Consider the following 22,230-nt stretch of genomic DNA (forward strand, 5'->3'; position numbering starts at 1 on the left):
ACCGATGAGCGAGATCCTCCACGCCTGGGCGGTCGCCCCCGCCGCGGTCGGCGCCTGCTGTCTGGCAGCCGACCGCGCGCGGGTGCGGCCGCCCGAGGTCGTGGCATCCGTGCTGATGCTGCTCGCGATGATGGATGCCGCCGTGTCGGGCATCGTCGCGCCGGTGTACTGGACGGCTCTGCTTCTCATCGCCGCACTCGCGCTCGCCGTCCGGCGACGTCCGCGGCAGCGGCGGGCGCCGCGCGTGCCCGCGCTCATGACGGTGCACACCACGCTCGGGATGGTCGTCATGGCCGGCCTGCAGCTGGGCATGGGCGGGCACACCACCGCGCATGCGCACGGTCCGGCCCTGGCGCCCGTGCTCATCGGCGCCGTGGTCGGCTACATCGGCCTGTCGGCCTTGGCCGCGCGGCGCATGCCCGCGCGGCTCGACCGCGCGCAGATCGCGGCGATGGGCGCATCCGTGCTGCTCATGGCCGCGGCGTCCGTCTGAGCCGCGGCCGAGCTCTCGCTCCCCCGGCGCCGAGCGCGTCGAGACGGTGACGGCGACCGCGCTGAGCGCGTCGCGACGGTGACGGGCGGAGGATCAGGGACGGGCGGAGGGCGCAATGACGAGATTCGTCCTCCGCTCGCCCCACCCTCTCCCCCCGATCACCGGCGCACGACCCCTGTTGCGCGCGCATCCTCAACCGACAGTGCGGCCGAGGACACTCCTCGGCCGCACCGTCGTCTCGTGCGCGCTCGCTCGCGCGCGTGATCAGCGCGTCAGGCGCAGCGTCACCAGCTGGAAGGGACGCAGGTCGAGCTCGACCGCGCCGCCCGACACGGTCGACACCGCGGCGGCGTCGACCTCGCGCTCGAGCAGATCGGTCTCGGCGACGCCCGTGAGGTCGAACCCGGCCCGGAGGCACGCGTGCGCGCGCTGGCCGAGGGCCTCGTACAGACGCACGATGACGTCTCCGGAGCCGTCCTGCGCGAGCTTGATCGCCTCGACGACCACGCCGGGCTGGTCGATCGCAACCAGCGGCTCGACCGACTCCTCGGCGGCGTCGGTCACGACACGCTCGGGCAGGTTCGTCCGGTAGCCCTCGGCGACGGCATCCACGACCTCGGCGCCCACGACGATGCCCACCTCGAGGTGGTGCGCGCCCTGGTCCTGGCCCGGGTCGGGGAACATCGCCGAACGGATGATCGACAGCCGCACGAGCGAGTACGTGCCGCCGGCCGCGCGCTCGTGGCGCGTGATGTCGTGGCCGTAGGTCGAGTCGTTCGTGACGGCGACGCCGAACCCGGTCTCGGCGACGCGGACCCACCGGTGCGCAGCGGTCTCGAAGCGCGCCGAATCCCACGACGTGTTCGTGTGGGTCGGGCGCACGATGTGACCGAATTGGATCTCGGATGCCGCGCGGTCGGTGTGCACGTCGACGGGCACGCGGAGCTTGAGCAGCTTCTGCTGCTCGTGCCAGTCGACGTCGAGCGACAGGCGCACCGTGCGGGAGCCCTCGGCGAGCGCGATGCGCTGCGCGATGGTGGAGTCGCCCACGGTGCGCTCGACGACGATCGCGTCGCCGTCGAGCACGACCCGGTCGGCCGCCTCGAGGGCCGTGGCGTGACGGCGGTAGGTCTCGTCGATGTCCCACGCGTCCCACTGGGTGGGGGTGTCGCGGAAGATCTCGAACTGGCCCGCGACCTGGCCGGCGGGGACCGCTTCGCGACCGGATGCCAGATCCACGAGCGAGGTGATGAGCCCGCGCCCGTCGACCTCGGCGCGCACGATGCCGTTGTCGAGCACCCAGCCGTCGCCCTCGGCCCGCGGCGTGACGTCGCCGGACGCCGCGGCCGGGGCGATGGCGAGCGCGGGGGCTCCCGCCCGGCCGTGCGGGGCGGCGTTGGCCACGACGGCGCGCTCCCCCGTGCCGACGAGGGCGCGCAGGCTGGCCTCGATGACCTGCTCGAGCTCGGCCGCGATGGCCTCGTAGTTGCGCTCGGCATCCCGGTGCACCCAGGCGATCGAGGTGCCGGGGAGGATGTCGTGGAACTGCTGCAGCAGCACCAGACGCCACAGGCGCTGGAAGGTGTCGGCGGGGTACTCGGCCCCCGTGCGCACGGTCGCGGTCGCCGCCCACAGCTCGGCCTCGCGCAGCAGGTGCTCGCTGCGGCGGTTGCCCTGCTTGGTGCGCAGCTGGCTGGTGTACGTGCCGCGGTGGAACTCGAGGTACAGCTCCCCCGCCCATACGGCCGGGTCGGCGTACTCCGCCTCGGCGGTCTCGAAGAAGTCTCGCGGAGTGGAGTGCTTCACGACCGGCGCGCCCTCGAGCGAGTGCGTGCGGGCGATCGTCGCGGTCATCTCGCGCGTGGGTCCGCCGCCGCCGTCGCCGAAGCCGTACGGCAGGAGCGAGGTGCGGGCGCGCCCCTTGTCGGAGAAGTTGCGCTCGGCGTGCGCGAGGTCGGCCGCGGTGACCTCGGAGTTGTACTTGTCGACCGGCGGGAAGTGCGTGAAGATGCGCGAGCCGTCGATGCCCTCCCAGCGGAAGGTGTGGTGCGGGATGCGGTTGGTCTCGTTCCACGAGATCTTCTGGGTGAGGAACCAGCGGGCACCGGCGGCCTTCATGATCTGCGGGAGGGCGCCGCTGTAGCCGAACGAGTCGGGCAGCCACACCTCTTCGGTGTCGATGCCGAACTCGTCGAGGAAGAACGTCTTGCCCTCGACGAACTGACGGGCCATGGCTTCGCCGCCGACCATGTTGGTGTCGGACTCGACCCACATGCCGCCCACGGGCACGAAGCGGCCCTCGGCGACGCGTGCCTTCAGGCGCTCCCAGAGCGCCGGGTAGTGCTCCTTCATCCACGCGAACTGCTGCGCCGACGAGCTGGCGAAGACGAACTCGGGGTCCTCGTCCATGAGCGAGAGCACGTTGCTGAACGTGCGCGAGACCTTTCGGGCGGTCTCGCGCACGGGCCAGAGCCACGCCGAGTCGATGTGGGCGTGTCCGACGGCGTGCAGCACGTGGGCACTGGATGCCGCGGGTGCGGCCATGAGCGGCGCGAGCACGTCGCGACCGGCCTGTGCGGAGCCGGCGACGTCGTGGGGATCGACCGCGTCGATCGCGGCATCCATCGCCTCGAGCAGGGTCGCACGGCGCGCGGAGGTGGCGTCGAGCTCGGCGATCAGGCCGTGGAGCAGGCGGAAGTCCTGCAGCAGGTCCCACACCGCGAGGTCGCGCAGGCCGATCGACATGTCGCGCAGCACATAGAGAGGAGCGTCGCCCGCGGTGGCGGGGTCGCCCACCGGAGTCGGCTCGAACGTGAAGAGGCTGCCGACGTCGGGATTGGAGGCGGCCTCGACCAGCACGTCGACGCGGCCGTCGGCGTCGATCGCCGCCGGGGTGGCGTTGTTGAACGGGGACACGCCCTTGATGGGCGCGCCCTGACGGTTCCACACGAGCGCCTCGCACTGGAAGCCGCTCTGTCCCGCGGTGAAGCCGAGGTCGATGACGAGCTCGGCGACGGTTCCCTCGGGCAGGGCGCCCGCTGCGTCACGCCAGTCGGCCGGGATCTCGCCCGCGACGGCGAACCAGGTGGTTCCCCACGCCCGACCCCACGGCGTGCCGATGGCGAAGGGGCGGTAGTCGGCATCCTGCGCCTCGCCGAAGGTCACGGGCTCGCCCGGAGCCTCCCAGGCCGAGATGTCGAGGGGGTGGCGGGTGCGGTAGACGGCGGGGGCGAGACGCTCGCGGATGAAGCGTTCGATGCGCATCTCGATGAGCGCGGTGCGATCGTGCATGAAGGGTTCCTTGCTGGGGGGAGCTGGCGAGAGGGGATCAGCCCTTGACGGCGCCGGCGAGTGCCGACGGGCCACCGAGGCCGCGCTGCACGAGCACGTACAGGCCGAGGACGGGCAGGGAGTAGACGATCGAGTACGCGGCGAGCTGGCCGTAGGCCACGGCGCCGAAAGACCCGAAGAAGTTGAAGATGCTCACGGCCGCCGGCTGGTAGTCGGGGCTGAGCAGCAGCACGAAGGGCACGAAGAAGTTCCCCCACGCCTGGATGAACGTGAAGATGAACACGACCGCGATGCCGGGCCGCATGAGCGGGAGCACGATCTGCACGAGGGTGCGCATGGAGCCGGCGCCGTCCATCCAGGCCGCGTGCTCGAGCTCGACGGGCACGCCGTCCATGAAGTTCTTCATCATCCAGATCGCGATCGGCAGCGCGCTCGCGGTGAGGAAGAGGATGGTGCCGCCGACGGAGTCGATGAGGTTCAGCTGCACGAACAGGCTGTAGACCGGCACCATGATCGCGGTGATCGGCAGGCACGTGCCGAACAGCACGGCGTACAGGAAGGGCTTGCCCACGCGCATCTTGTAGCGCGAGAGCGGATACGCGGCGAGCGAGGCGAGCACGACGGTCGCGACGGCGGTGCCGCCGGCGAGCAGCACGCTGTTCCACAGCGGCAGGAACAGCAGGTCGGGCTTCATGACGGCCGCGAAGTTGTCGAGGGTGACGACCTCGGGCATCTTGATCGCCAGCGTCGGCTGCGCGTCGAGCGACGCCGTGACGAGCCAGATCAGCGGCACCACGAACAGGATGCCGATGACGATCAGCAGCGTGTTGCTCAGCACCCGCAGGGCGCGGGTGCGCGGCGATGACAGCGAGGCCTTGGTGCGCTTGGCCGGGCGCGCGGCGGAACGGGCGCGGGAGCCGGTGACCTCGGGGAGGGTCGTGGTGGCGCTCATGACGAGACCTCCTCGTGGGTGCGGACGGAGAAGAAGGAGGACACACCTGTGATGGCACTCACGACGACACCTCCTCGCGCAGGGCGCGGACGTAGAAGAAGGAGAACACCGCACCGATGAGCAGCATGATCGTGGCGATGGCCGTGCCGTAGCCCAGCTCGCCGAACTTCAGACCCTGCTGGTAGGCGAGGATCGGCAGCGTGGTGCTCGCGGTGCCCGGGCCGCCGCCGGTCATGACGAAGATCAGCGTGAAGACCGACAGGGTCTGCAGCGTCACGATCATCGAGTTGGTGCCGATGGTGGAGCGGATCATCGGGATGGTGATGAAGAAGAGGCGCTTGATGCCGCTGGCACCGTCGACCTCGGCGGCCTCGGTGATCTCGGGCGGCACGTCGGCGAGGGCCGCGGAGTAGACCATCATCGAGAACGCCGTTCCGCGCCAGATGTTGGCGAGGATGACCATCAGCACGGGCATCGTGAACAGCCAGCTCACCGGCTCCGCACCGAAGAGGGCGAGGATGGCGTTGAGCGTGCCGTTGTCGCGGAAGAAGGCGTAGGCGGCGAACGCGGCGACGATCTCGGGGAGCACCCACGCCGTGACGACGATGGTGCCGACGACGGCGGTGACGACGCGGTTGCCCGAGCGCATCATGAGTGCGAGGACGAGACCGAGCACGTTCTGCCCGATCACGGCGGAGAAGAACACGAACACGATCGTGTTGATGACCGAGACGGGGAAGTCGGCGGCCTTGAACAGCTGGGTGTAGTTGTCGAAGCCGATGAACTCGCTCGCGACGGCGGTCGAGCCCGACAGCGTCGCGTTCGTGAGAGAGCCCCACAGCGACACGAGGATCGGGCCGAGCAGGAACACGGCCAGCAGCAGGGCTGCCGGCAGGAGGGGGAGCGCCCGGGCTGACGACCGGAGGCCGCGCGTCTTCGCGCGCGACCCCCGGCCGGTTCCGGTCGCCCCGGGGGAAGCCAGGGCGGTCATGATCAGCCCTTCTGGGTGTTCTCTTCGCCCACGATGCCGATGACGGCCTGGTCGTAGGCGGCGGCCGCGTCGGAGACGCTGGACTGGCCGGTCATGACGGCTTCCATGGCGACCTGGATCTGGTTCGAGATCTTGTCGTAGTCCTCGGTCGCGGGGCGGAAGTGCGTGGTGTCGACGAAGCTCGAGAAGGTCGCGAAGCTCGGGTTGGCGTCGAGGTACTCGCTCGACTTCGCGACGTCGGCGCGTACCGCGATCTGGCTGTTGTCGATGCTGAAAGCGGTGGCGTTGTCCTTGTCGACGGCGGTGGAAAGGAAGTCCCATGCGGCGTCGGCGTTCTTGGTGTTCTTGCCGATGGCGAGGGTCCAGCCGCCCGACATGCTGGTCGCGCCCGGGGCCTGGCCGTCCTGCGTGGGCATGGCGGCGATGCCGAGGGTGTCGTTCCACTCGGCCCACGGGGCGGAGCCGCCGTCGACCCACGCGGCCGACTGCCACGAGCCGTCGAGCGCCATGGCGAGCTTGCCGGAGGGCAGCCAGTCGGCGGTCACGCTGGTGAAGATGTTGGGGTCGAGCGCCTGCTGCAGCGAGGGTCCGAGGCCGCCCTGGTAGACGTCGGAGACGAACTGCAGCGAGTCCTTGAAGCCCTGGCTGCCCACGACCCACTTCTTGCTTTCGGTGTCGTAGAGGGTGTCTTCGGTGCCGTAGAGCAGCATTTCGAGGCCCTGCATGGAGGCGGCCTCACCGGCGGCCTTGCCGGAGTAGATGTTGAAGGGGATGACGTCGGGGGTCGACGCCTTGACCTTCTCGGCGGCCGACAGCACGTCGTCCCAGGTCTTCGGCTGCCACGGCACGGAGATGCCGGCATTGGCGAAGATCTCCTTGTTGTACCAGAGGCCGCGCGTGTCGGTTCCCAGCGAGACGCCGTAGGTCTTGCCGTCGGCACCGAGGCCGGCCTGCTTGGCACCCTCGGCGAACTGCGACCAGTCGTCCCACTTCGCGAGGTAGTCGTCGAGGGGCAGGAGGTAGCCGGCGGCCGCGTCGGACTGGATCTTGAAGGTGTCTTCGTACTGGACGTCGGGAGCGGTGCTCGCCGACTTGTTCATCAGCGCGAGCTTCGTGTAGTAGTCGGCGCCCTCGGCCTGGATCGGGACGAGCTCGACGGTCATGCCCTCGTGCGCGGCCTCGTACTGCTTCTTGGCGTTCTCCATGAGCGTCTGCATCGCGTTGAACGTCGCCGTGGTCTGGTACGCCACGCGGATGGTCTTTCCGTCGCCCGCATCGGCGCTGCCACCGGAGCAGCCGGCCAGAGCCACGGTCAGGGCGGTGGCGGTCAGAAGACCGGTCGCCATCGTCAGTTTCTTCATGGAAGCTCCCTTGCTCGGGTGGAGACACCTCGTCGCCAGGAACTTTTATAAATCAAATGGACTAACTCGGCAAGTCGCGCAGGCCGGCTATCGGTAACGATCCAGACACGGGCCGCTATGAGCCGCGGAAAATCGCCTCAGAGGGCGATCATCATGCGAGCTGGTCGCGCCGCGAACGCCCCGTCGAGCATCAGGCAGGCGGCTCCGACGGCGGCGACGTCGAGTCCGACCAGCGAGCGCCGCACGGCGATCGCTCGGGTGGACGTCGACACCGGGTCGGTGGCGACCCGCTCCGCCACGGTGTCGCCCAGGACCACGGCGAGGCGTTCCCAGACGGGGCCGCCCAGCACCACCTCGTCGACGTCGAGCAGGTTGTTGGTCACCACGAGGGCGCGAGCGATCCGCTCCCCCGCCCGCTCCAGCACGCCGACGGCTCGCGACTGCCCGTGACGCGCGTCGTCCACGAGCCGGTCGAGGTCGGGACGCGTGTCGCCCGTGGCGGCCGCGTCGTACCCCGCCTCGGCCAGCAGCACCCGCGGCTCGATCGACACCCCCAGGCAGCCCCGGGAGCCGCACTCGCAGACAGGCCCATCGGGGTCGACCACGACGTGCGCGATACCACCGGCGTTGCCGGTGCGCCCGCGCACCGGTGCGCCCGCGATCGCCACGCCGAGACCGACACCGGCGCCGTAGTACAGGAACATCGCGTCCGTGAGGGCATCGGAGCGGTCGAACCACATCTCGCCGACCATCGCCGCGGTCACGTCCTTCTCGACGATGACCGGAAGACCCGTCGCCGCCCCGAGGTCTTCGCGCACGTTGACGTTGTGCCACTGCGGCAGCAGCGGCGGATCGAGCAGCCGACCGCCGCGCGCATCGAACGGCCCGGGCGCGGCGACGCCTACGCCGAGGACGAGCTCGCGCGGGATGCCGGCGCGCGCCACGATGGCGTCGACGGCCGCGGCCACGGCACCCACCAGCTCCGCCGCGGAGGCGTGCGGGGTGCGCGGGATCTCGTCGTGCACGATGACCTCGCCCGCCATGTCGACCACGACGATCGTGTCGACGACGGGGTCGAGGTGAACGCCGACGGCGAAGCGGGAGCGGGGCTCGAGCTTCAGCAGCGTGCGGGGCTTGCCGGGGCCGGAGATGACCTTGCCCGCCTCGGCGATGAGCCCCTCGTCGGCGAGGCGTCGCGTGACGTTGCTGAGCGTCTGCGCGCTGAGACCCGTGCGGGCCGAGAGCTCGACGCGGCTGAGGCCCTCGGGGGAACGCCGGATGAGGTCGAGCACCAGCGTCTGGTTGTACTCCCCGACCGCGGGCAGGTTGGATCCCGTACGCATGGCCCCCGCCTTCGTTCGCCGGTCCGCGGCGCGGCCCTCGCTTTCAGAGTACGCCCGCCGCACGCGGTGCCCGGGCCGCGCAGGCGCGTGCACGGCCGGGCAGCGGGTGCCGGCGCCCGCGACGCACACGTGCGCCGCAGGGGCACCGGCACCCGTGGTTGCAGCGGACAGCGAGCTCAGGACTGCAGCGCGAGGGCGGCCGCGCCCAGCAGCGGTCCGTCGCCGTCGAGGCCCGAGCCGACGATGCGGCACCGCTTCGCGTAGGTGTGCAGCGCCGCCGTTTGCGCGGCCTCCCGCACCTGGTCGATGTAGTCGGGCGCCACGTGCGAGAAGCCGCCCGCGATGGCGACGGCCTCGAGGTCGCACAGGGTCGCCGCGGCGGCGATGGCCTGCCCCACCGCGCTTGCCGAACGGCGGACCGCCGCGATCGCGATCTCGTCGCCGGCCGCGTGCGAGGCGGCGAGGTCGAGACCGGTCTCGCCCACCCAGCCCTGCGCCTGGGCCCAGGCGACGGTTCCGGGGCCGGCCGCGACCGCTTCGAGGGTGGATGCCACGACCTCGTCGCCCTCGATCGTGCGCACGAACGTCTGGCCGAGGTGTCCCGCGTTGCCGCTGGCGCCCGTCACGGGGCGACCGCCCAGCACGAATCCGCCGCCGACGCCGGTGGACACGACGATCGCCATCGCGTCGTCGGCCCCCACCAGGGCGCCCCGCCAGTGCTCGGCGAGCGCGATGCACGTGCCATCGAGGGCGAGGTGGATCGGGCCGTCGACCAGGCCGCCGAGCACGTCGTCGATCGACAGTCCCGCGGCCAGCGGCAGGTTCAGCGGCGAGACCGAGCGCGACGGCAGGTCGACCGGACCCGCACTACCGACGCCGATGGCCCCGACGCGCGCATCGGGTGCGGCCGCGAGGGCCGCCTCGGCGGCGTCGCGCACGTTGCGGGCGATCTCGGCGCGGTCGGCCGCACGCCCGGTCGTGCGGCGCGAGACGCTCTCGCGGACGACCTCCCCGTCGATCGACACGACGGCCGCATCGACCTTCGTGCCGCCGATGTCGACGGCGAGCACGTGGGTGTAGGCGGGCAGGGACGGGGTGGCATCGGGCATGCGCGGGCTCCTCGGGTGGACCAACGCTCCCCGATCCTAGGGGCCGGCGCATCGGCCGAGTGATCCCTGTGGGCCGGTGCAATCCCGACCTCCGCCGTCCTGGCGCGGGTTACGATCAGGTCACGGCGGCGATGATGCGCCCCGCCGCCCCACCCCGCGACACAAGGGATGCCATGGACGAGACGGTCACGACCGAGGCGGCGTCACGGCTGCGTCGAAGCGAATCCGCCCCCGCCCGAGGGGTGCTCGACGCCCCGCTCGACGCGGACGCGTTCGCCCGGCTGACCGGGAAGATCCTGGCATCCGTCGGGCGCGTGATCGACGGCAAGCCGCATGCGGTACGCAGCGCCCTCATCGCCCTGCTCGCCGAGGGTCATCTGCTCATCGAGGACGTGCCGGGGGTGGGCAAGACGATGCTCGCGCGTGCGCTCGCGGCCACCATTGACGCCGACGTGCGTCGCATCCAATTCACTCCCGATCTGCTGCCGGGCGACATCACGGGCGTGTCGGTCTTCAACCCCGTACAGCGGCAGTTCGAGTTCACGCCGGGTGCGGTGTTCGCGCACATCGTCATCGCCGACGAGATCAACCGTTCCTCCCCCAAGACGCAGTCCTCGCTGCTGGAGGCGATGGAGGAGCGCCAGGTCACCGTCGACGGGCGCACCCACGTGCTGCCCTCGCCGTTCCTCGTCGTGGCGACGCAGAACCCGTTCGAGATGGAGGGCACGTACGCCCTCCCCGAGGCCCAACGCGACCGCTTCCTGCTACGCATCTCGATGGGGTATCCGGATGCCGCGGCCGAAGCGCTCATGCTCCGCCAGCGCGACGCGGTGAATCCGCTCGACACGCTCTCGCCGGTCGTGACCGCGCGGGAGGTCACCGCGATGATCGCCTGGGCCCGCGGGGTTCACGTCGCGCCCGCGCTCGAGGAGTACGTCGTCGCCCTGGCGCAGGCCACGCGCAGCCACCCCGACATCCGCCTGGGCGCGAGCCCGCGCGCGACGTTGCAGCTCGTGCGCGCCGCCAAGGTGCGCGCCGCTCTCGACGCCCGCTCGTACGTCATCCCCGACGACATCACCGAACTGCTGTCGCCGGTGTTCGCCCACCGCCTCATCGCGAACCGCTCGGCCGCGGGTGGGCGGGCCGGAGCCGCCGTCGTCGGCGAGGCGCTCGAGCGCATCGCGGCGAGCGTGCGGGTGCCCCTCGCGCCGCGTCCGTGAGGTCGCTCGTGCGGCGCTGGTGGCCCTTCACCCTCCGGGGGACGGGCGCGCTGCTGCTCGCCGTCGGCGCGTTCGTCATCGCCGAGCGCGCCGGCATCCCGGAGCTGTTGTACTTCGCGACGCTGCTGGCCGCGCTCTTGGCCGCGTCGGCGATCGCGCTGCTGCTCACCCGGGGCGCGGGCACCGTCTCGCGGGTCGTCTCGCCCGACGTCCCCGAGGTCGGCGGGACGGCCTCGGTGCTCGTGCGCGCGGGCCTGCGCAGCGCCCTGCCGAGCGGTCCCGGCCGGTGGGTAGACGCTCTTCCGTCGGGCCTCTCGGGCCGTGCCGAGGGGGCGTCACCGGCAACCGGCTCCACCCTGTCGGGGACGGGCGGCGCCGTGCAGGTGCGCTACGACGTGGTCGGCGTATCGCGCGGCATCCATTCTCTGGGGCCGTTCGAGGTGACCACGACCGATCCCTTCGGGCTGTTGCGGCGGCGCCTGGCGTTGGGGCGGACGACCCCCGTCACCGTGGCCCCGGCCATCGTCGACCTCGCCGTGCTGCCCCCCGCCTCGGGCGACGCGGGCGGCAGCCGTCAGACGACGACGCTGCAGCTCGGGCAGGGCGCCGACAACCTCGTCGCGCGGCCCTACGCCCCGGGCGATTCGATGCGGCGCATCCACTGGCGGGCCACCGCCCACCGCGACACCCTCATGGTGCGCCAGGAGGAGCAGGAGTCCAGCCCCGCCGCCACCGTCGTGCTCGACCGCGCGCTCTCGCGCTGGTCGCCGCTGGCCGCCCACGCCCCCGGCAGCGACGCGGGGTTCGAGACGGCCGTCACGGCGTGCGTCTCCGCGGTCGCCCGTCTCGTGCACGAGGGCTACACCGTCGACGTCGTCGACAGCGACGGAACGCTGCTGATCGACCCGGTCGAGGGCGGCGACGACGGCGAGGCGCGAGCCGCCGCGGCCGGTTTCGCCACCCTGCGCGCCCGGGCCGACGATCCCGCACGGCGGGTGGTGCCGGCATCCGCCGCCGCCCTCGCCGGGCCCGTGGTCGTGGTCACGGGCGCGCTCGACCCCGACGACCGGGCCGCGCTGGGCGGCGTGGCCCACCACTCCGCACTTCCCGTGCTGCTCGTCGTCAGCGAGCACGCCGACCTCTCGCGTCTGCGCGCCGGGGGCTGGCGCGCCGCGGTCCTGCGCCCCGGCGCCGACGTGGCCGCGGCGTGGGACGAGGCCATGGACGAGGGGTACGGCCGTGTCGGCCGCTGACGTGACGGTGCTGCGCACCCCGCGCAGGCGGCGCGACGCGACACTGCTCACCGTCGGGCTCTTCGCCGCCATCGCCGCGGCCCTGCTGCCGGTGTTCTCGGTCATCGCGCCCGGTGCGTGGGTCGCGGGGGCGGTCTTCACCACCGCCGCGGTGCTCGGCGCGGGCCTCGTGGTGCGCGTGACCCGGCTGCCCGCCGTGTTCGCCACGGTGGCCGAGATCGTGGTGGGCGTGGTGTTGCTGACGGCGATCTTCGGACGGTCCTCGGCGATCCTGGGGGTGATCCCCACGCCGGCGACCTTCGGGACGGTGCCCGGGCTGCTGGCCGGGGCCTCCGACGAGATCCGCACCGGGGTCGCGCCGGTCGTGGCGCAGACGGGGCTGTCGTTCCTGCTGGTGGCAGCCGTCGCGGGCCTCGCCGTGGTGCTCGATCACGTGGTGCTCACCGCGCGGATGCCGCTGCTGGCCGGCGTCGGCCTCGTCGCCGTGTCGTTGATCCCGACGATCGCCATCCCCTCCGACATCGACATCGTCGCTTTCGTGCTCCTGGCGGCGGCGCTGCTGTTCCTCCTGCGCGTCGACACGCGCGCGCGCACCGCCGCCTCTTCCCGGCCGCGCGCGGGGTCCCCCCGGGTGGTCGGCATCTCGGCGACCGCGCTCGGAGTCGCCGCGGTGGCGGTCATCGTGGCGGTGGTGGCCACCCCGCTTCTTCCCCAACCCGGGCTCCGCTTCGCGACCGGCGGCACGGGCGGCATCGGCACGACCATCAACCCCAACCTCGAGCTCGGCAACGACCTGCGCCAGCCGCGCGAGGTCGACGTGCTGAGCGTGCGCACCACCGCGCCGACCGCGCCGTACCTGAGGGCGGTCACGCTGTCGCGTTTCGACGGCTCCGTCTGGCAGCCCGACAGTTCCGACACCGTTCCCCTGCCGTCGGAGGGTGCGGTGTTCGAGCCCGTCGCCGTCGACGGCGACATCACGGTCGCCGATTACACGACCACGGTGACGGTGGACCAGCTCGACAGCCCCTGGCTGCCCGTGCCCTACCCGGCCTCGACCGTGACGGGTCTGAACGGGGATTGGCTCGGGATGCCGCAGAACCGCACGGTCGTCACGCGCGCCGGGTCCACGCGCGAACAGGTCTACGAGGTGCAGGCCGATGTGCCGCGGCCCACGCTGGAGCAGATCCGCTCCCGCTCGGTGGGCGGCGCCGACCTCGACCCCGCCCTGACGAGCCTGCCCGGCGACGTGCCGGCCGTCATCGGCGACACCGCCCGCGAGGTGACTGCCGGCGCGCAGTCGCCCTACGACCAGCTGGCGGCGCTGCAGACGTGGTTCCGCAGCAGCCAGTTCCGCTACTCGCTCGACGCCCCCGTCGACTCGGGCTTCGACGGCGCGGGATTGGATGCCGTCGCCGACTTCCTGCAGGTGCGTGCGGGGTACTGCGTGCACTACGCCTCCGCGTTCGCCGTGATGGCGCGCTCGCTGGGCATGCCCGCCCGCATCGTCATCGGCTACCTCCCCGGCACCGCGACCAGCAGCTCGCCGGAGGACGGCAGCGAATACACCGTCACCTCGAGCCAGTTGCACGCCTGGCCCGAAGTGTCGTTCGAGGGCATCGGGTGGGTGCCGTTCGAGCCGACCAACAGCCTGGGAGTGCCGACGAACTTCGCCTCGGGTTCGGGGTCGGGCGGCTCGACCACGCCCGACACCCCGGAACAGGATGCCGCTGCGCCCGAGGATGCCCCCTCGACGGCGCCGTCGCAGGCCGCGCGGCCCGACATCGACGCGCAGAACGGCCCCGGGGTCGCCACGGGTGCACGGGCCTCCACCTCGTGGGTCGCGCCCTCGCTGGTCGGTGCGGCGCTGCTCGTGCTGCTGATCGTCCCCTCGGTCGTCCGCGTGCTGCGCCGGGGCCGCCGTCTGACGGCCGCCCGCGCCGGGGATGCGGTCGCGGCGTGGCGGGCGTTGCAGGAGGAGGCGGTCGACCTCGGCATCCCGGCATCCGGAGCGGAGTCGCCGCGCGCGTTCGCGGCCCGTCTCATCGCCGACCACGGTGTCGACGCCGCAGACGTCGATCTGTTGCGCGCCGCCGTCGAGCGCGTCAGCTACGCGGAGGATGCCGTCGACCCCGCGAGCGGTCCCGCTCTGGCGGAGGCGGTGGAGCGCCTTCGCAGCCGACTTCGGGCGGGCGTGCCGCCGACCCGTCGCCTGGTCGCGGCACTGCTCCCCCGGTCGCTGGTCGTCCGTCCCGGAGCGGTCGAGGCCGAGCGCGAGACGGTCGGCAGCTGAGCGCGCCTCGGCACGCAGAAGCCCCCGGCGAGCAATCGCTCACCGGGGGCTCATCTGGCGGAAGTGACAGGATTTGAACCTGCGAGGCGAGTTACCCCGCCTACATGGATTCCAGCCATGCTCCTTAGGCCGCTCGGACACACTTCCAACAGAAGAGCTTACACGGCGCCGGGGCTCTCCCCCGCCGTCGTCCGGCGCAGCGATGTCATACCTGTTCCGTCCCGTCGAGGGAGGCGACGATCTCCCGGACGCCCTCGGGGTCGAACGCATCCTGCGACGCCGCGAGTTCTGCGGGTGAGAACCACCGCACGTCCACGATGTCGTCCTGCTCGCTCTCGGTCCACGCATGACGGGCGATCTCGAACCGCGGGACGCGCACCACGAAATACACCGCCGTGCGGCGCTCGTACTCCTCCGCCGGAGGGAGTGCGATGTCGCGGAACGCGACCGGTCGGCCCACGGCATCCACTCGCAGGCCCGTCTCCTCGAAGAGTTCTCGAACCGCCGCCGTCGCGGCGTCCTCGCCCGGTTCGATGCCACCGCCCACCGTCAGCCAGCGCGCCGGCCGCACGCGCCGACCCCAGTGCTGCTTCATCAGCAGCAGCGCGCCGTCCTCGTCGAAGACGAGGACGCGGGCCGTGGTGCGGGTCTTCGGTTCACCCGTCGTCGTGTGGTCGCTCACCCCGGCAGTCTTCCAGAGCGCGCGCCGGGATACGCCGGGTAGTCGCACGGATGCCGTGGGCAGCGGCCGGCGGGAGGGGAATCGGCGAGCGGAGGACAGCGCCGCCTCGCGGGATCCTCCCCCGGCGTTTTCTCCTCCCGACGCCGAACCCGGCCCGCGAGCTCACCCCAGGCGCCGCTCCAGCCCCGCGCACACGGCCGGCCACTCTTCGCGCAGGATCGAGAAGTACAGCGTGTCGCCGATGGAGCCGTCGGGCGCGATCCGGTGGTGGCGCAGCCGCCCCTCGGGCGTGGCGCCGAGGCGCTCGATCGCACCGGCACTGCGCGTGTTCCGCGCGTCGCAGCGCAGCGCCACGCGGTTGAGCCCCCACTGCTCGAAGGCGTGCCGCAGCAACAGCAGCTTGGTCGCGGGGTTGGTCCGACCGCCCTGGAAGGCCCGGCCGTACCAGGTCGTGCCGATCTCGACCCGCCCCTGCGCCGGCGCGTACTCGTAGAACGTCGTCGATCCACGGATGCCGAGGGTCTCGGCATCCCGAACCATGAAGGCGAACACCCCCGGCGTCGCCTGCTGCTGCGCGATGCGCGCGGCGTACGCCTCGACCGAGTCGGGCCAGGGCGTCGTCATCCCCGCCCACAGGCCCGCGTCGGTCAGGGCCCAGGCATCGGCGGCGTCGTCGGGCACGGCGGGGGTGAGCCGGATGCCGTGCCCCTCGAGCGCGAGATCGTGGGCGGTCACCGTGCCTCCAGCTGCGCGACGAACTCGTCGGCGGCGTCGAGCTTGCGGCGCAGGTCGTCGCGGCGCGTCAACGCCTCGTCGCGGATGTCGGCGAATCGCGCGGCGAGCGCCGCGTCGGCGGGATCGGCGTCGAGGCCGTCGACGACCGCGAGCAACTCGCCCATCTGCTCCAGCGAGTATCCGAGCGGCTTCATGCGGCGGATGAGCAGGAGCCGCGACTCGTCGTCGGCGGTGTAGAGGCGGAACCCGCCGTCGCTGCGCGCCGACGGCCGGAGGAGTCCGATCTCGTCGTAGTGGCGGAGCGTGCGGATCGACAGGCCGGTGCGCTCGGCGAGCTCGCCGATCTGCATCGGTCGCTGGGCGGTCATGGCATCCCCCGTTCCGCAACCCTCTCGTTACGGTAGAGTTTGTCTCGGTCGCGATCGCGACCCCCCCCTATTCTTCCCCGCGTCGACGCGGGGCCCCTCCCACCTTCCGGAGCGTCTCATGACCGACGTCCTCGCGCGCCCGCGCCCCGAACCCACCGTGCTCCAGGCCCTGCGCTCGCCACGCCTGCTCACCCGCGAGGTGCTGGCCGGACTCGTCGTGGCCATCGCGCTGATCCCCGAGGCCATCGCCTTCTCGATCATCGCCGGCGTAGATCCCCGCCTGGGCCTGTTCTCGTCGTTCGTGATGGCCGTCGCCATCGCCTTCCTGGGCGGCCGCCCCGCCATGATCTCGGCCGCGACCGGAGCGATCGCGCTGGTCATCGCCCCCGTCGCGCGCGAGCACGGCGTCGATTATCTGCTCGCGACGGTGATCCTGGGCGGCATCCTGCAGGTGGCGCTCGGTCTGCTGGGCGTGGCCAAGCTCATGCGGTACATCCCGCGCAGCGTCATGGTCGGGTTCGTGAACGCGCTGGCCATCCTCATCTTCGTGGCGCAGGTGCCGCAGCTCATCGGCGTGCCGTGGGCGGTCTATCCGATCGCCGCGGCGGGGCTCCTGATCATGTACCTGCTGCCCCGCGTCACCAGAGCCGTGCCGGCGCCCCTCGTCGCGATCGTGCTGCTCACCGGTGCCGCGGTCGTGTTCGGCATCTCGGTGCCGACGGTCGGCGACCAGGGCGCCCTGCCCGAGAGCCTGCCCGCCCTGCTGATCCCGAACGTGCCGTTCACCCTCGAGACCCTCGGCATCATCTTCCCGTTCGCGGTGGCGATGGCGGTCGTCGGGCTGCTCGAGTCGCTGATGACGGCGGCCCTCGTCGACGACATCACCGACACTCCCTCGTCGAAGACGCGCGAGTCGCTCGGCCAGGGCGCGGCGAACGTGCTGTCGGGACTGTTCGGTGGGATGGGCGGCTGCGCGATGATCGGGCAGACGATGATCAACGTGAAGGCCTCGGGCGCCCGCACGCGCATCTCGACGTTCCTCGCCGGTGTCTTCCTGCTCGTGCTCGTGCTCGCGTTCGGCGACGTCGTGGCGATCATCCCGATGGCGGTGCTCGTCGCGGTGATGATCGTCGTGTCGGTCGCGACCTTCGACTGGCACAGCATCCGACCCTCGACCCTGCGCCGGATGCCGGTGAGCGAGACGGTGGTCATGGTGCTGACGGTGGCGGTCACCGTGTGGACGCACAACCTCGCGATCGGTGTCGGCGTGGGCGTGGTCGCCGCGGCGGTGCTGTTCGCCCGGCGCGTCGCTTCGCTGACGAGCGTGACCCGCACCGTCGAGGGTGACACGGCGCGCTACGTCGTGGAGGGCGAGCTCTTCTTCGCCTCGAGCAACGACCTCACCACGAAGTTCGCGTACCACCGCGACCCCGCACGCGTGGTGATCGACCTCTCGCGCTCGCACGTGTGGGATGCCTCGACGGTGGCGGCTCTGGATGCCGTGCAGACGAAGTACGCGCACCTCGGCACCGCCGTGCAGCTCGAGGGGATGAACGACACCGCCCGGCGCTTCCACGGGCGCCTTACGGGAGGGCTCGGCGCCGGCCACTGACGGCGCGCCGCGGTGCGGGCGGCGTGGGCGGCGTGGTCGAGCGGAGGATTCAGGGCGAAGGGAGGATGCCACGGCGGAGTTCGTCCTCCGCCCGCCCCGACTCCTCCCTTCGGCACGCCAGGCTCACCGCCCATGGAATGACCACCCGCGAGGGTCACCGCCCGCGCGTCAGGAGCGCAGCGTCGTCGACGGCGTCTCGCCGAACTCGCCCCGGTACATGGCGGCGAAGCGGCCGAGGTTCGAGAAGCCCCACCGCGCGGCGATCGCGGCCACGGTCTCCACCGACGGGTCGGCGCTGCGCAGTTCCGCACGGGCGGCGTCGAGGCGCACACGACGCAGATACTGCATCGGGGTGCGCCCGGTGGCCGCGCGGAACGCGTACTGCAGACCGCGGGGCGACAGCCGCGCCGCCTGGGCGATGTCGGCCAGCACCACGGGCTCGGCGGCGTGCGCCTCGACGTAGGCCTTGGCCCGGCGCACCGGCGCGGGCAGCGGCCGCGACGGGCGACCCGCAGCCAGGGCGTCGGTGAACGTGGTCGGGAAGGCCAGCAGCGACGCCTCCAGCATGAGGGTGCGGGCCTGCTGCTCGATGATCGGGGTGCGCTCGGGCGAGCGCAGCAGAACGTCGCGGGCGTACTCCCACGTGCGCGTCCAATACCGCAGGCGCTGCTCGTTCACCGGCGCGTAACCGGTCGCCCGCACGCGCAGACTGTCGTCGCCCGAGAGGCGGCGCGCCGCCTCGTCGAAGTCGGAGCGCGCGAACGACACCGCGGTGGCGGCGATGCGTCCGGTGAAGGCGATCTCGAGCGGGCGGTCGACGACCATGAACGGCACGGCGGTGTCGATGCGTTCGCGACGGTAGGTCCCCGCCACTCGGGGTCCCGCGATGCGCCCGACCACGACCTGGTCGAGGGGGTCGGACTCGACGAGCATGGTGGAGCCCATCGTGTAGTCGCAGAACCCGAAACCGGGCTCCGACGCCGCGTGCCACGCGAGGGCCGGCTGGATGGCCTCGGCACGGTTGATGCGCGCCCCCGGCACGATCGTCTGCCACAGGTGCTCGACGGTCTCCGCGTCTCGCGTTTCGATGTTGGTGTGCTCCACGGGTGTTTCCTAAATCGTCCGAGAATGTGCGGCAAGGCCATTGCGTCGTCCGCCGAGAGCGAGTATGGGAACGCTCTCACGCAGTCGACAGAACGGCCGGCGATCGACACCGATGCCCCCGCACCCGCACTCCACCGTAACCTTTGCATCGGCTGTGGCGCGCATTCGCCGCTCGCGGCCGTTTGACGCGACCGGTCGTCCGGCGCACGCATTCCCGCGGTTTCGTCTTTGCATTCCCTGCGTGCGCGGGCCAGCATGTCCTCGCAGCCCGGCTGCATCGACCGGACGGCTGTCGTTCCCCGGCGGACCCGGTCGGACGCCGTCTCGGCGCGGTGCTCGTGACCCCGCGTCGAGACGTCCGTCCGCCCGCCATAATGAGGGGGGTCGCTTTTCGCGCCCGATTCGAAGGGATGCTGATGCCGTTTCGCACCATGACGACACTGCAGACGTGGGTCGACGATTTTCGCGCGCTCGGTTACGACGATGCCGAAATCCTCCGCGTCATCCCGCAAGACAGCGAAGACGGCGAAGATGCCGGATTGATCGCCGCGCGCCTGCGCAGCGTGTCGACCACCTTCTACGTCGCACCCGGCTCCGACCATGAATCGACCGAGTGGGCGGTCACCTTCGAACCCCGCGAAGACGCCGCTCCCCTTCCCGCCGGGCGCGTGATGGCCCTGTCGGGCGAGCTCGCGACCCTGGCGGCGCTCTGCTCCTTCCTGCAGGCGCGGTCGGAGGCGTTCCTCGCCGCGGCACGCGACGGAGTCGGCTGATCCGACGCGGCGTCCACCCGCGGGCTCGCACACCGGGGGCGTCGACGCGTCCGCCGGACCGTGCCGCCCGCCCCGACGGGGTGGGTGAGCGCCTCAGGCCGAGACGGCCTCGACGATGCGCTCGAGAAGCTCGGCCGTCCGCCGCGCATCCGCGGGGTCGATGGTCGCGATCGCGGTCTCGATACCGTTGTCGAACGCGCGCAGCGCGGACCAGGGCGGCGCGTCGAGGTCGACGATCGCGGTGATGTGGTTCACGCGCCTGTCATCGTCGTCGAGGTCGCGGCGAACCGCCCCGCGCTGAACGAGACGGTCGATCAGGGTCGTCACGCCGGCCGACGTGATGCCGAGGTGATCCCGCACGTGCGACGGACGAGCCCCCGGGTTCTCGGCCACGAACAGCAGCGCCCGTGCATCGAGCTCGTTCAGCGACAGCTCGCGGCGCGCCTCGATCGCGGCGATGCGCCGAGCCTCCCCGTACGCGAGCAGGGCGCGCCCCAGTGCCGACCCGGCGACGGGCGGCGAGGTGATCTCGGAAGAGGTGCGCACGACCCACGATCGTACTCAGTTCCGCGGGGCGGACGTGCGGGTTGCGTTCCGCGCGTCGCGCGCTGTCACCCGGACGCCTCGCATCCAGACGCACGGCGTCGGCAGGCTCGGCCGCGCCTCCGCCGGAAGAGGACGCTCCGCCCGCTGGCCGGAACGCGCGGACGCGCGGACGCGACGCGCGTTGCATGCGGCCGGAGGCGGCGCAAGGCCCGCGGCGAAGGAGCGATCTCGCACCTAGACCGGAGTCCCTCAGACACGGAAGGAGCGACCATGTCGCAGTTCAACATGTCGAACGACGAGGACACCGGCGCATCCGGTAAGGCCCAGACCGCCACGCACGAGGCGTCCGAGGTGACCCGCACCGCGGGTGAGGCCGCACGTGGTGTCGCCCAGACGGGCGCGCACGAAGCGGCCGCCGTCGCCGGTGAGGCGAAGGCCCGACTCGGCGACGTGGTGGCGCAGTCGGGCAGGGAACTGTCGGACCACGCCGCCACCCAGCAGCGTCGGCTCGCCGACGGCCTCGGATCGATGGGCACCGACCTCTCGCGCATGGCCGAGGCCGACGACAACGGCGGCATGGCCGGCGACCTCGTCCGGCGGGCGGCGGGACACCTGTCGACCGTCGGTACCTGGCTCGGCGACCGTGACCCGCAGCAGCTCCTGCAGGAGGTGACGTCGTTCGCGCGGCGCCGTCCCGGCACCTTCATCGCGGTCGCCGCCATCGCCGGGGTCGTCGTGGGGCGGTTGAGCCGCGCCATCGCCGCCGGCGCGGCATCCGGAACCTCGTCGTCGGGCGAACGGGACGCTCTGGGCGGACCTCGCTTCGCCGAGGCCGACGCAGCGGCCCGCACGGTCGGCGACCCGCCGCCCCTGCCGAGCGGGGCGGGCACCGTGCCCGTGGGGGTCGGCACGAGCGCGCCGGCGTTCGCGGACACCGCTCCCGACGGCATCGTCGGTGCGGAGATCGACGACACCGGGCTGACCACCGGCGCGGACGGCGGCGACCCGCCCCTGTACACCGAATCCGCAGCCCGACTCGAGGGCATCCGTGAGGAGGGATCGCATGACCGACCCGACACCGTCTGAGCGCCGCGCCGCGACCACGTCGCTCGGCGAGCTCGTCGGCGAGGTCACGCGTGACATGTCGACGCTGATGCGTCAGGAACTCGCCCTCGCCAAGGCCGAGGTCAAGGAGTCCGCCTCGCAGTCAGCGAAGGGCGCGGGTCTGCTCGGCGGGGCGGGATACGCCGCCGGCATGGCCGTGCTGTTCCTGTCGATCGCGCTGTGGGCCGCCCTCGCGCTGCTCGTGGGCGACGCGTGGTCGGCCGTGATCGTCGCCGTGATCTGGGCCGTGATCGGCGGCATCCTGTTCGCGGTCGGTCGCACGCAGTTGAAGAAGGTGCAGGGCGTGCCACAGACCGCCGCGACCCTGCAGGAGATCCCGGAAGCATTCACCAGGAACGAGGAGAACCGATGACCGATTCACCGGAAGCCATCCGCGCCGACATCGAGCGCACCCGCGCCGAGCTGGGGTCCGACGTGGACGCCCTGGCCGACAAGGTGACCCCCGCCAAGATCGTGGAGCGGCAGAAGAGCAAGGTGCACGCCGCCGTGGGCCGCGTGCGGGACCGCGTGATGGGTGTCGCCGACGACACGGGCTCGGCGGCATCCGATCTCGCCCACCACGCCGGCGACGCCGCGCACCACGCGACCGAGAAGGTCAAGGGCAACCCCCTCGCCGTGGGTCTGGTCGCCTTCGGGGCGGGTCTCGTGCTGGCGTCGCTGATTCCCCCCACCCGCGCGGAGCGCGACGCGGCGGCGAAGGCGAAAGACAAGGCGCAACCGCTCGTCGAGGGCGCCAAGGACGTCGCGCGCGAGATCGCCGACGACCTGAAGGAGCCGGTGCAGGACGCCGCGGCCGCTGTCAAAGACCGGGCGACCGAAGCCGTCGCGCACGTCAAGGACGAGTCCTCCGACGCGGCCTCCGCCGTGCGTGACCGCGCGCAGGACGCGGGGAGCACCGTCCGCGACGCGTGAGGGGGCGCCGCGGGGCGGAGCACCGGGCTCGCTCCGTCCCGCGGCTCGCTCCTGCACCCCCGCTCAGCGG

20 protein-coding genes and 1 tRNA gene are annotated in these 22,230 nt (G+C 72.0%); 9 read left to right on the plus strand and 12 right to left on the minus strand.

The window, feature by feature from the left end:
- Nucleotides 1-4: 4 nt before the first annotated feature.
- Nucleotides 5-493: a hypothetical protein gene (locus tag AS029_RS10770; protein WP_058232602.1), complete on the plus strand. Its 489-nt coding sequence runs from the start codon at nt 5-7 to the stop codon at nt 491-493.
- A gap of 264 nt (nt 494-757) precedes the next feature.
- Here the strand turns inward: AS029_RS10770 and AS029_RS10775 are convergent, their stop codons facing one another.
- From AS029_RS10775 to AS029_RS10800, 6 genes are all read right to left on the minus strand, one after another.
- Nucleotides 758-3,784 carry an alpha-mannosidase gene (locus AS029_RS10775; RefSeq protein WP_058232603.1) on the minus strand — a complete coding sequence of 1,009 codons (3,027 nt, stop codon included), beginning with the start codon at nt 3,782-3,784 and terminating at the stop codon, nt 758-760.
- Nucleotides 3,785-3,821: 37 nt separating this feature from the next.
- Nucleotides 3,822-4,736 carry a carbohydrate ABC transporter permease gene (locus AS029_RS10780; protein ID WP_058232604.1) on the minus strand — a complete coding sequence of 305 codons (915 nt, stop codon included), beginning with the start codon at nt 4,734-4,736 and terminating at the stop codon, nt 3,822-3,824.
- 58 nt (nt 4,737-4,794) lie between these two features.
- Nucleotides 4,795-5,727 (minus strand): carbohydrate ABC transporter permease, encoded by a 933-nt coding sequence (locus tag AS029_RS10785; RefSeq protein ID WP_058232605.1) that lies wholly within the window; start codon nt 5,725-5,727, stop codon nt 4,795-4,797.
- 2 nt (nt 5,728-5,729) lie between these two features.
- A complete protein-coding gene (locus AS029_RS10790; protein WP_058232606.1) occupies nt 5,730-7,088 on the minus strand; it encodes an extracellular solute-binding protein in 1,359 nt (452 codons plus the stop codon).
- A 137-nt stretch (nt 7,089-7,225) separates the two neighbouring features.
- Nucleotides 7,226-8,683 carry an ROK family transcriptional regulator gene (locus AS029_RS10795; RefSeq protein WP_323339580.1) on the minus strand — a complete coding sequence of 486 codons (1,458 nt, stop codon included), beginning with the start codon at nt 8,681-8,683 and terminating at the stop codon, nt 7,226-7,228.
- A complete protein-coding gene (locus AS029_RS10800; protein ID WP_058232608.1) occupies nt 8,608-9,540 on the minus strand; it encodes an ROK family protein in 933 nt (310 codons plus the stop codon). Before AS029_RS10800 ends, AS029_RS10795 begins: the two co-directional genes overlap by 76 nt.
- Nucleotides 9,541-9,713: 173 nt before the next feature.
- Here AS029_RS10800 and AS029_RS10805 point away from each other — a divergent pair, with 173 nt between their 5' ends.
- From AS029_RS10805 to AS029_RS10815, 3 genes are read left to right on the plus strand one after another with little or no spacing between them, the layout of a single operon-like run.
- Nucleotides 9,714-10,760 carry an AAA family ATPase gene (locus AS029_RS10805; RefSeq protein WP_082642270.1) on the plus strand — a complete coding sequence of 349 codons (1,047 nt, stop codon included), beginning with the start codon at nt 9,714-9,716 and terminating at the stop codon, nt 10,758-10,760.
- The gene (locus AS029_RS10810) at nt 10,757-12,013 is read left to right on the plus strand and encodes a DUF58 domain-containing protein (protein WP_228375932.1); all 1,257 of its coding nucleotides are present in this window, start codon (nt 10,757-10,759) and stop codon (nt 12,011-12,013) included. The genes AS029_RS10805 and AS029_RS10810 overlap by 4 nt, the downstream gene beginning before the upstream one ends.
- Nucleotides 12,000-14,303, plus strand: a complete 2,304-nt coding sequence (locus AS029_RS10815) for a transglutaminase TgpA family protein (protein ID WP_058232609.1) — start codon at nt 12,000-12,002, stop codon at nt 14,301-14,303. The genes AS029_RS10810 and AS029_RS10815 overlap by 14 nt, the downstream gene beginning before the upstream one ends.
- A 55-nt stretch (nt 14,304-14,358) precedes the next feature.
- On the opposite strand, the gene AS029_RS10820 is transcribed toward AS029_RS10815, so the two are convergent.
- From AS029_RS10820 to AS029_RS10835, 4 genes are all read right to left on the minus strand, one after another.
- Nucleotides 14,359-14,450: transfer RNA gene (locus tag AS029_RS10820), tRNA-Ser, on the minus strand.
- A 58-nt stretch (nt 14,451-14,508) separates the two neighbouring features.
- Nucleotides 14,509-14,985 carry an NUDIX hydrolase gene (locus tag AS029_RS10825; RefSeq protein ID WP_058232610.1) on the minus strand — a complete coding sequence of 159 codons (477 nt, stop codon included), beginning with the start codon at nt 14,983-14,985 and terminating at the stop codon, nt 14,509-14,511.
- 162 nt (nt 14,986-15,147) lie between these two features.
- Nucleotides 15,148-15,720: a GNAT family N-acetyltransferase gene (locus tag AS029_RS10830; protein ID WP_058232611.1), complete on the minus strand. Its 573-nt coding sequence runs from the start codon at nt 15,718-15,720 to the stop codon at nt 15,148-15,150.
- Nucleotides 15,717-16,088, minus strand: a complete 372-nt coding sequence (locus tag AS029_RS10835) for a MerR family transcriptional regulator (protein WP_058232612.1) — start codon at nt 16,086-16,088, stop codon at nt 15,717-15,719. Before AS029_RS10835 ends, AS029_RS10830 begins: the two co-directional genes overlap by 4 nt.
- A gap of 118 nt (nt 16,089-16,206) precedes the next feature.
- Here AS029_RS10835 and AS029_RS10840 point away from each other — a divergent pair, with 118 nt between their 5' ends.
- Nucleotides 16,207-17,700 carry a SulP family inorganic anion transporter gene (locus tag AS029_RS10840; RefSeq protein WP_058232613.1) on the plus strand — a complete coding sequence of 498 codons (1,494 nt, stop codon included), beginning with the start codon at nt 16,207-16,209 and terminating at the stop codon, nt 17,698-17,700.
- A 168-nt stretch (nt 17,701-17,868) separates the two neighbouring features.
- Here the strand turns inward: AS029_RS10840 and AS029_RS10845 are convergent, their stop codons facing one another.
- Nucleotides 17,869-18,804, minus strand: coding sequence for an AraC family transcriptional regulator (locus tag AS029_RS10845; protein WP_058232614.1), 936 nt, complete (start codon nt 18,802-18,804; stop codon nt 17,869-17,871).
- 416 nt (nt 18,805-19,220) lie between these two features.
- On the opposite strand from AS029_RS10845, the gene AS029_RS10850 reads away from it, so the two are divergent.
- Nucleotides 19,221-19,577 carry a hypothetical protein gene (locus AS029_RS10850; protein ID WP_074615932.1) on the plus strand — a complete coding sequence of 119 codons (357 nt, stop codon included), beginning with the start codon at nt 19,221-19,223 and terminating at the stop codon, nt 19,575-19,577.
- A 93-nt stretch (nt 19,578-19,670) separates the two neighbouring features.
- Here AS029_RS10850 and AS029_RS10855 read toward each other — a convergent pair whose 3' ends face one another.
- Nucleotides 19,671-20,123 carry a MarR family transcriptional regulator gene (locus tag AS029_RS10855; RefSeq protein WP_058232616.1) on the minus strand — a complete coding sequence of 151 codons (453 nt, stop codon included), beginning with the start codon at nt 20,121-20,123 and terminating at the stop codon, nt 19,671-19,673.
- A gap of 270 nt (nt 20,124-20,393) precedes the next feature.
- Between AS029_RS10855 and AS029_RS10860 the strand changes: the two genes are divergently transcribed.
- From AS029_RS10860 to AS029_RS10870, 3 genes are read left to right on the plus strand one after another with little or no spacing between them, the layout of a single operon-like run.
- On the plus strand, nt 20,394-21,209 hold the full coding sequence (locus AS029_RS10860; protein ID WP_058232617.1) for a hypothetical protein: 816 nt from the start codon (nt 20,394-20,396) through the stop codon (nt 21,207-21,209).
- Entirely contained in the window at nt 21,187-21,600 is a 414-nt protein-coding gene (locus AS029_RS10865; RefSeq protein ID WP_058232618.1) for a phage holin family protein, read from the plus strand. The genes AS029_RS10860 and AS029_RS10865 overlap by 23 nt, the downstream gene beginning before the upstream one ends.
- A complete protein-coding gene (locus AS029_RS10870; protein ID WP_058232619.1) occupies nt 21,597-22,160 on the plus strand; it encodes a DUF3618 domain-containing protein in 564 nt (187 codons plus the stop codon). Before AS029_RS10865 ends, AS029_RS10870 begins: the two co-directional genes overlap by 4 nt.
- The last annotated feature ends 70 nt before the right edge of the window (nt 22,161-22,230 follow it).

Origin of the sequence: Microbacterium enclense, assembly GCF_001456955.1 — a bacterium.
Lineage (GTDB): Bacteria > Actinomycetota > Actinomycetes > Actinomycetales > Microbacteriaceae > Microbacterium > Microbacterium enclense.

Excerpts from the sequence above, each read along its gene's own strand:
- AS029_RS10785 (WP_058232605.1), bottom strand. The coding sequence starts at position 5,727 with ATGACCGCCCTGGCTTCCCCCGGGGCGACCGGAACCGGCCGGGGGTCG.
- AS029_RS10870 (WP_058232619.1), top strand. The coding sequence starts at position 21,597 with ATGACCGATTCACCGGAAGCCATCCGCGCCGACATCGAGCGCACCCGC.
- AS029_RS10865 (WP_058232618.1), top strand. The coding sequence starts at position 21,187 with ATGACCGACCCGACACCGTCTGAGCGCCGCGCCGCGACCACGTCGCTC.
- AS029_RS10850 (WP_074615932.1), top strand. The coding sequence starts at position 19,221 with ATGCCGTTTCGCACCATGACGACACTGCAGACGTGGGTCGACGATTTT.
- AS029_RS10790 (WP_058232606.1), bottom strand. The coding sequence starts at position 7,088 with ATGAAGAAACTGACGATGGCGACCGGTCTTCTGACCGCCACCGCCCTG.
- AS029_RS10770 (WP_058232602.1), top strand. The coding sequence starts at position 5 with ATGAGCGAGATCCTCCACGCCTGGGCGGTCGCCCCCGCCGCGGTCGGC.
- AS029_RS10780 (WP_058232604.1), bottom strand. The coding sequence starts at position 4,736 with ATGAGCGCCACCACGACCCTCCCCGAGGTCACCGGCTCCCGCGCCCGT.
- AS029_RS10860 (WP_058232617.1), top strand. The coding sequence starts at position 20,394 with ATGTCGCAGTTCAACATGTCGAACGACGAGGACACCGGCGCATCCGGT.
- AS029_RS10840 (WP_058232613.1), top strand. The coding sequence starts at position 16,207 with ATGACCGACGTCCTCGCGCGCCCGCGCCCCGAACCCACCGTGCTCCAG.
- AS029_RS10835 (WP_058232612.1), bottom strand. The coding sequence starts at position 16,088 with ATGACCGCCCAGCGACCGATGCAGATCGGCGAGCTCGCCGAGCGCACC.
- AS029_RS10775 (WP_058232603.1), bottom strand. The coding sequence starts at position 3,784 with ATGCACGATCGCACCGCGCTCATCGAGATGCGCATCGAACGCTTCATC.
- AS029_RS10805 (WP_082642270.1), top strand. The coding sequence starts at position 9,714 with ATGGACGAGACGGTCACGACCGAGGCGGCGTCACGGCTGCGTCGAAGC.
- AS029_RS10800 (WP_058232608.1), bottom strand. The coding sequence starts at position 9,540 with ATGCCCGATGCCACCCCGTCCCTGCCCGCCTACACCCACGTGCTCGCC.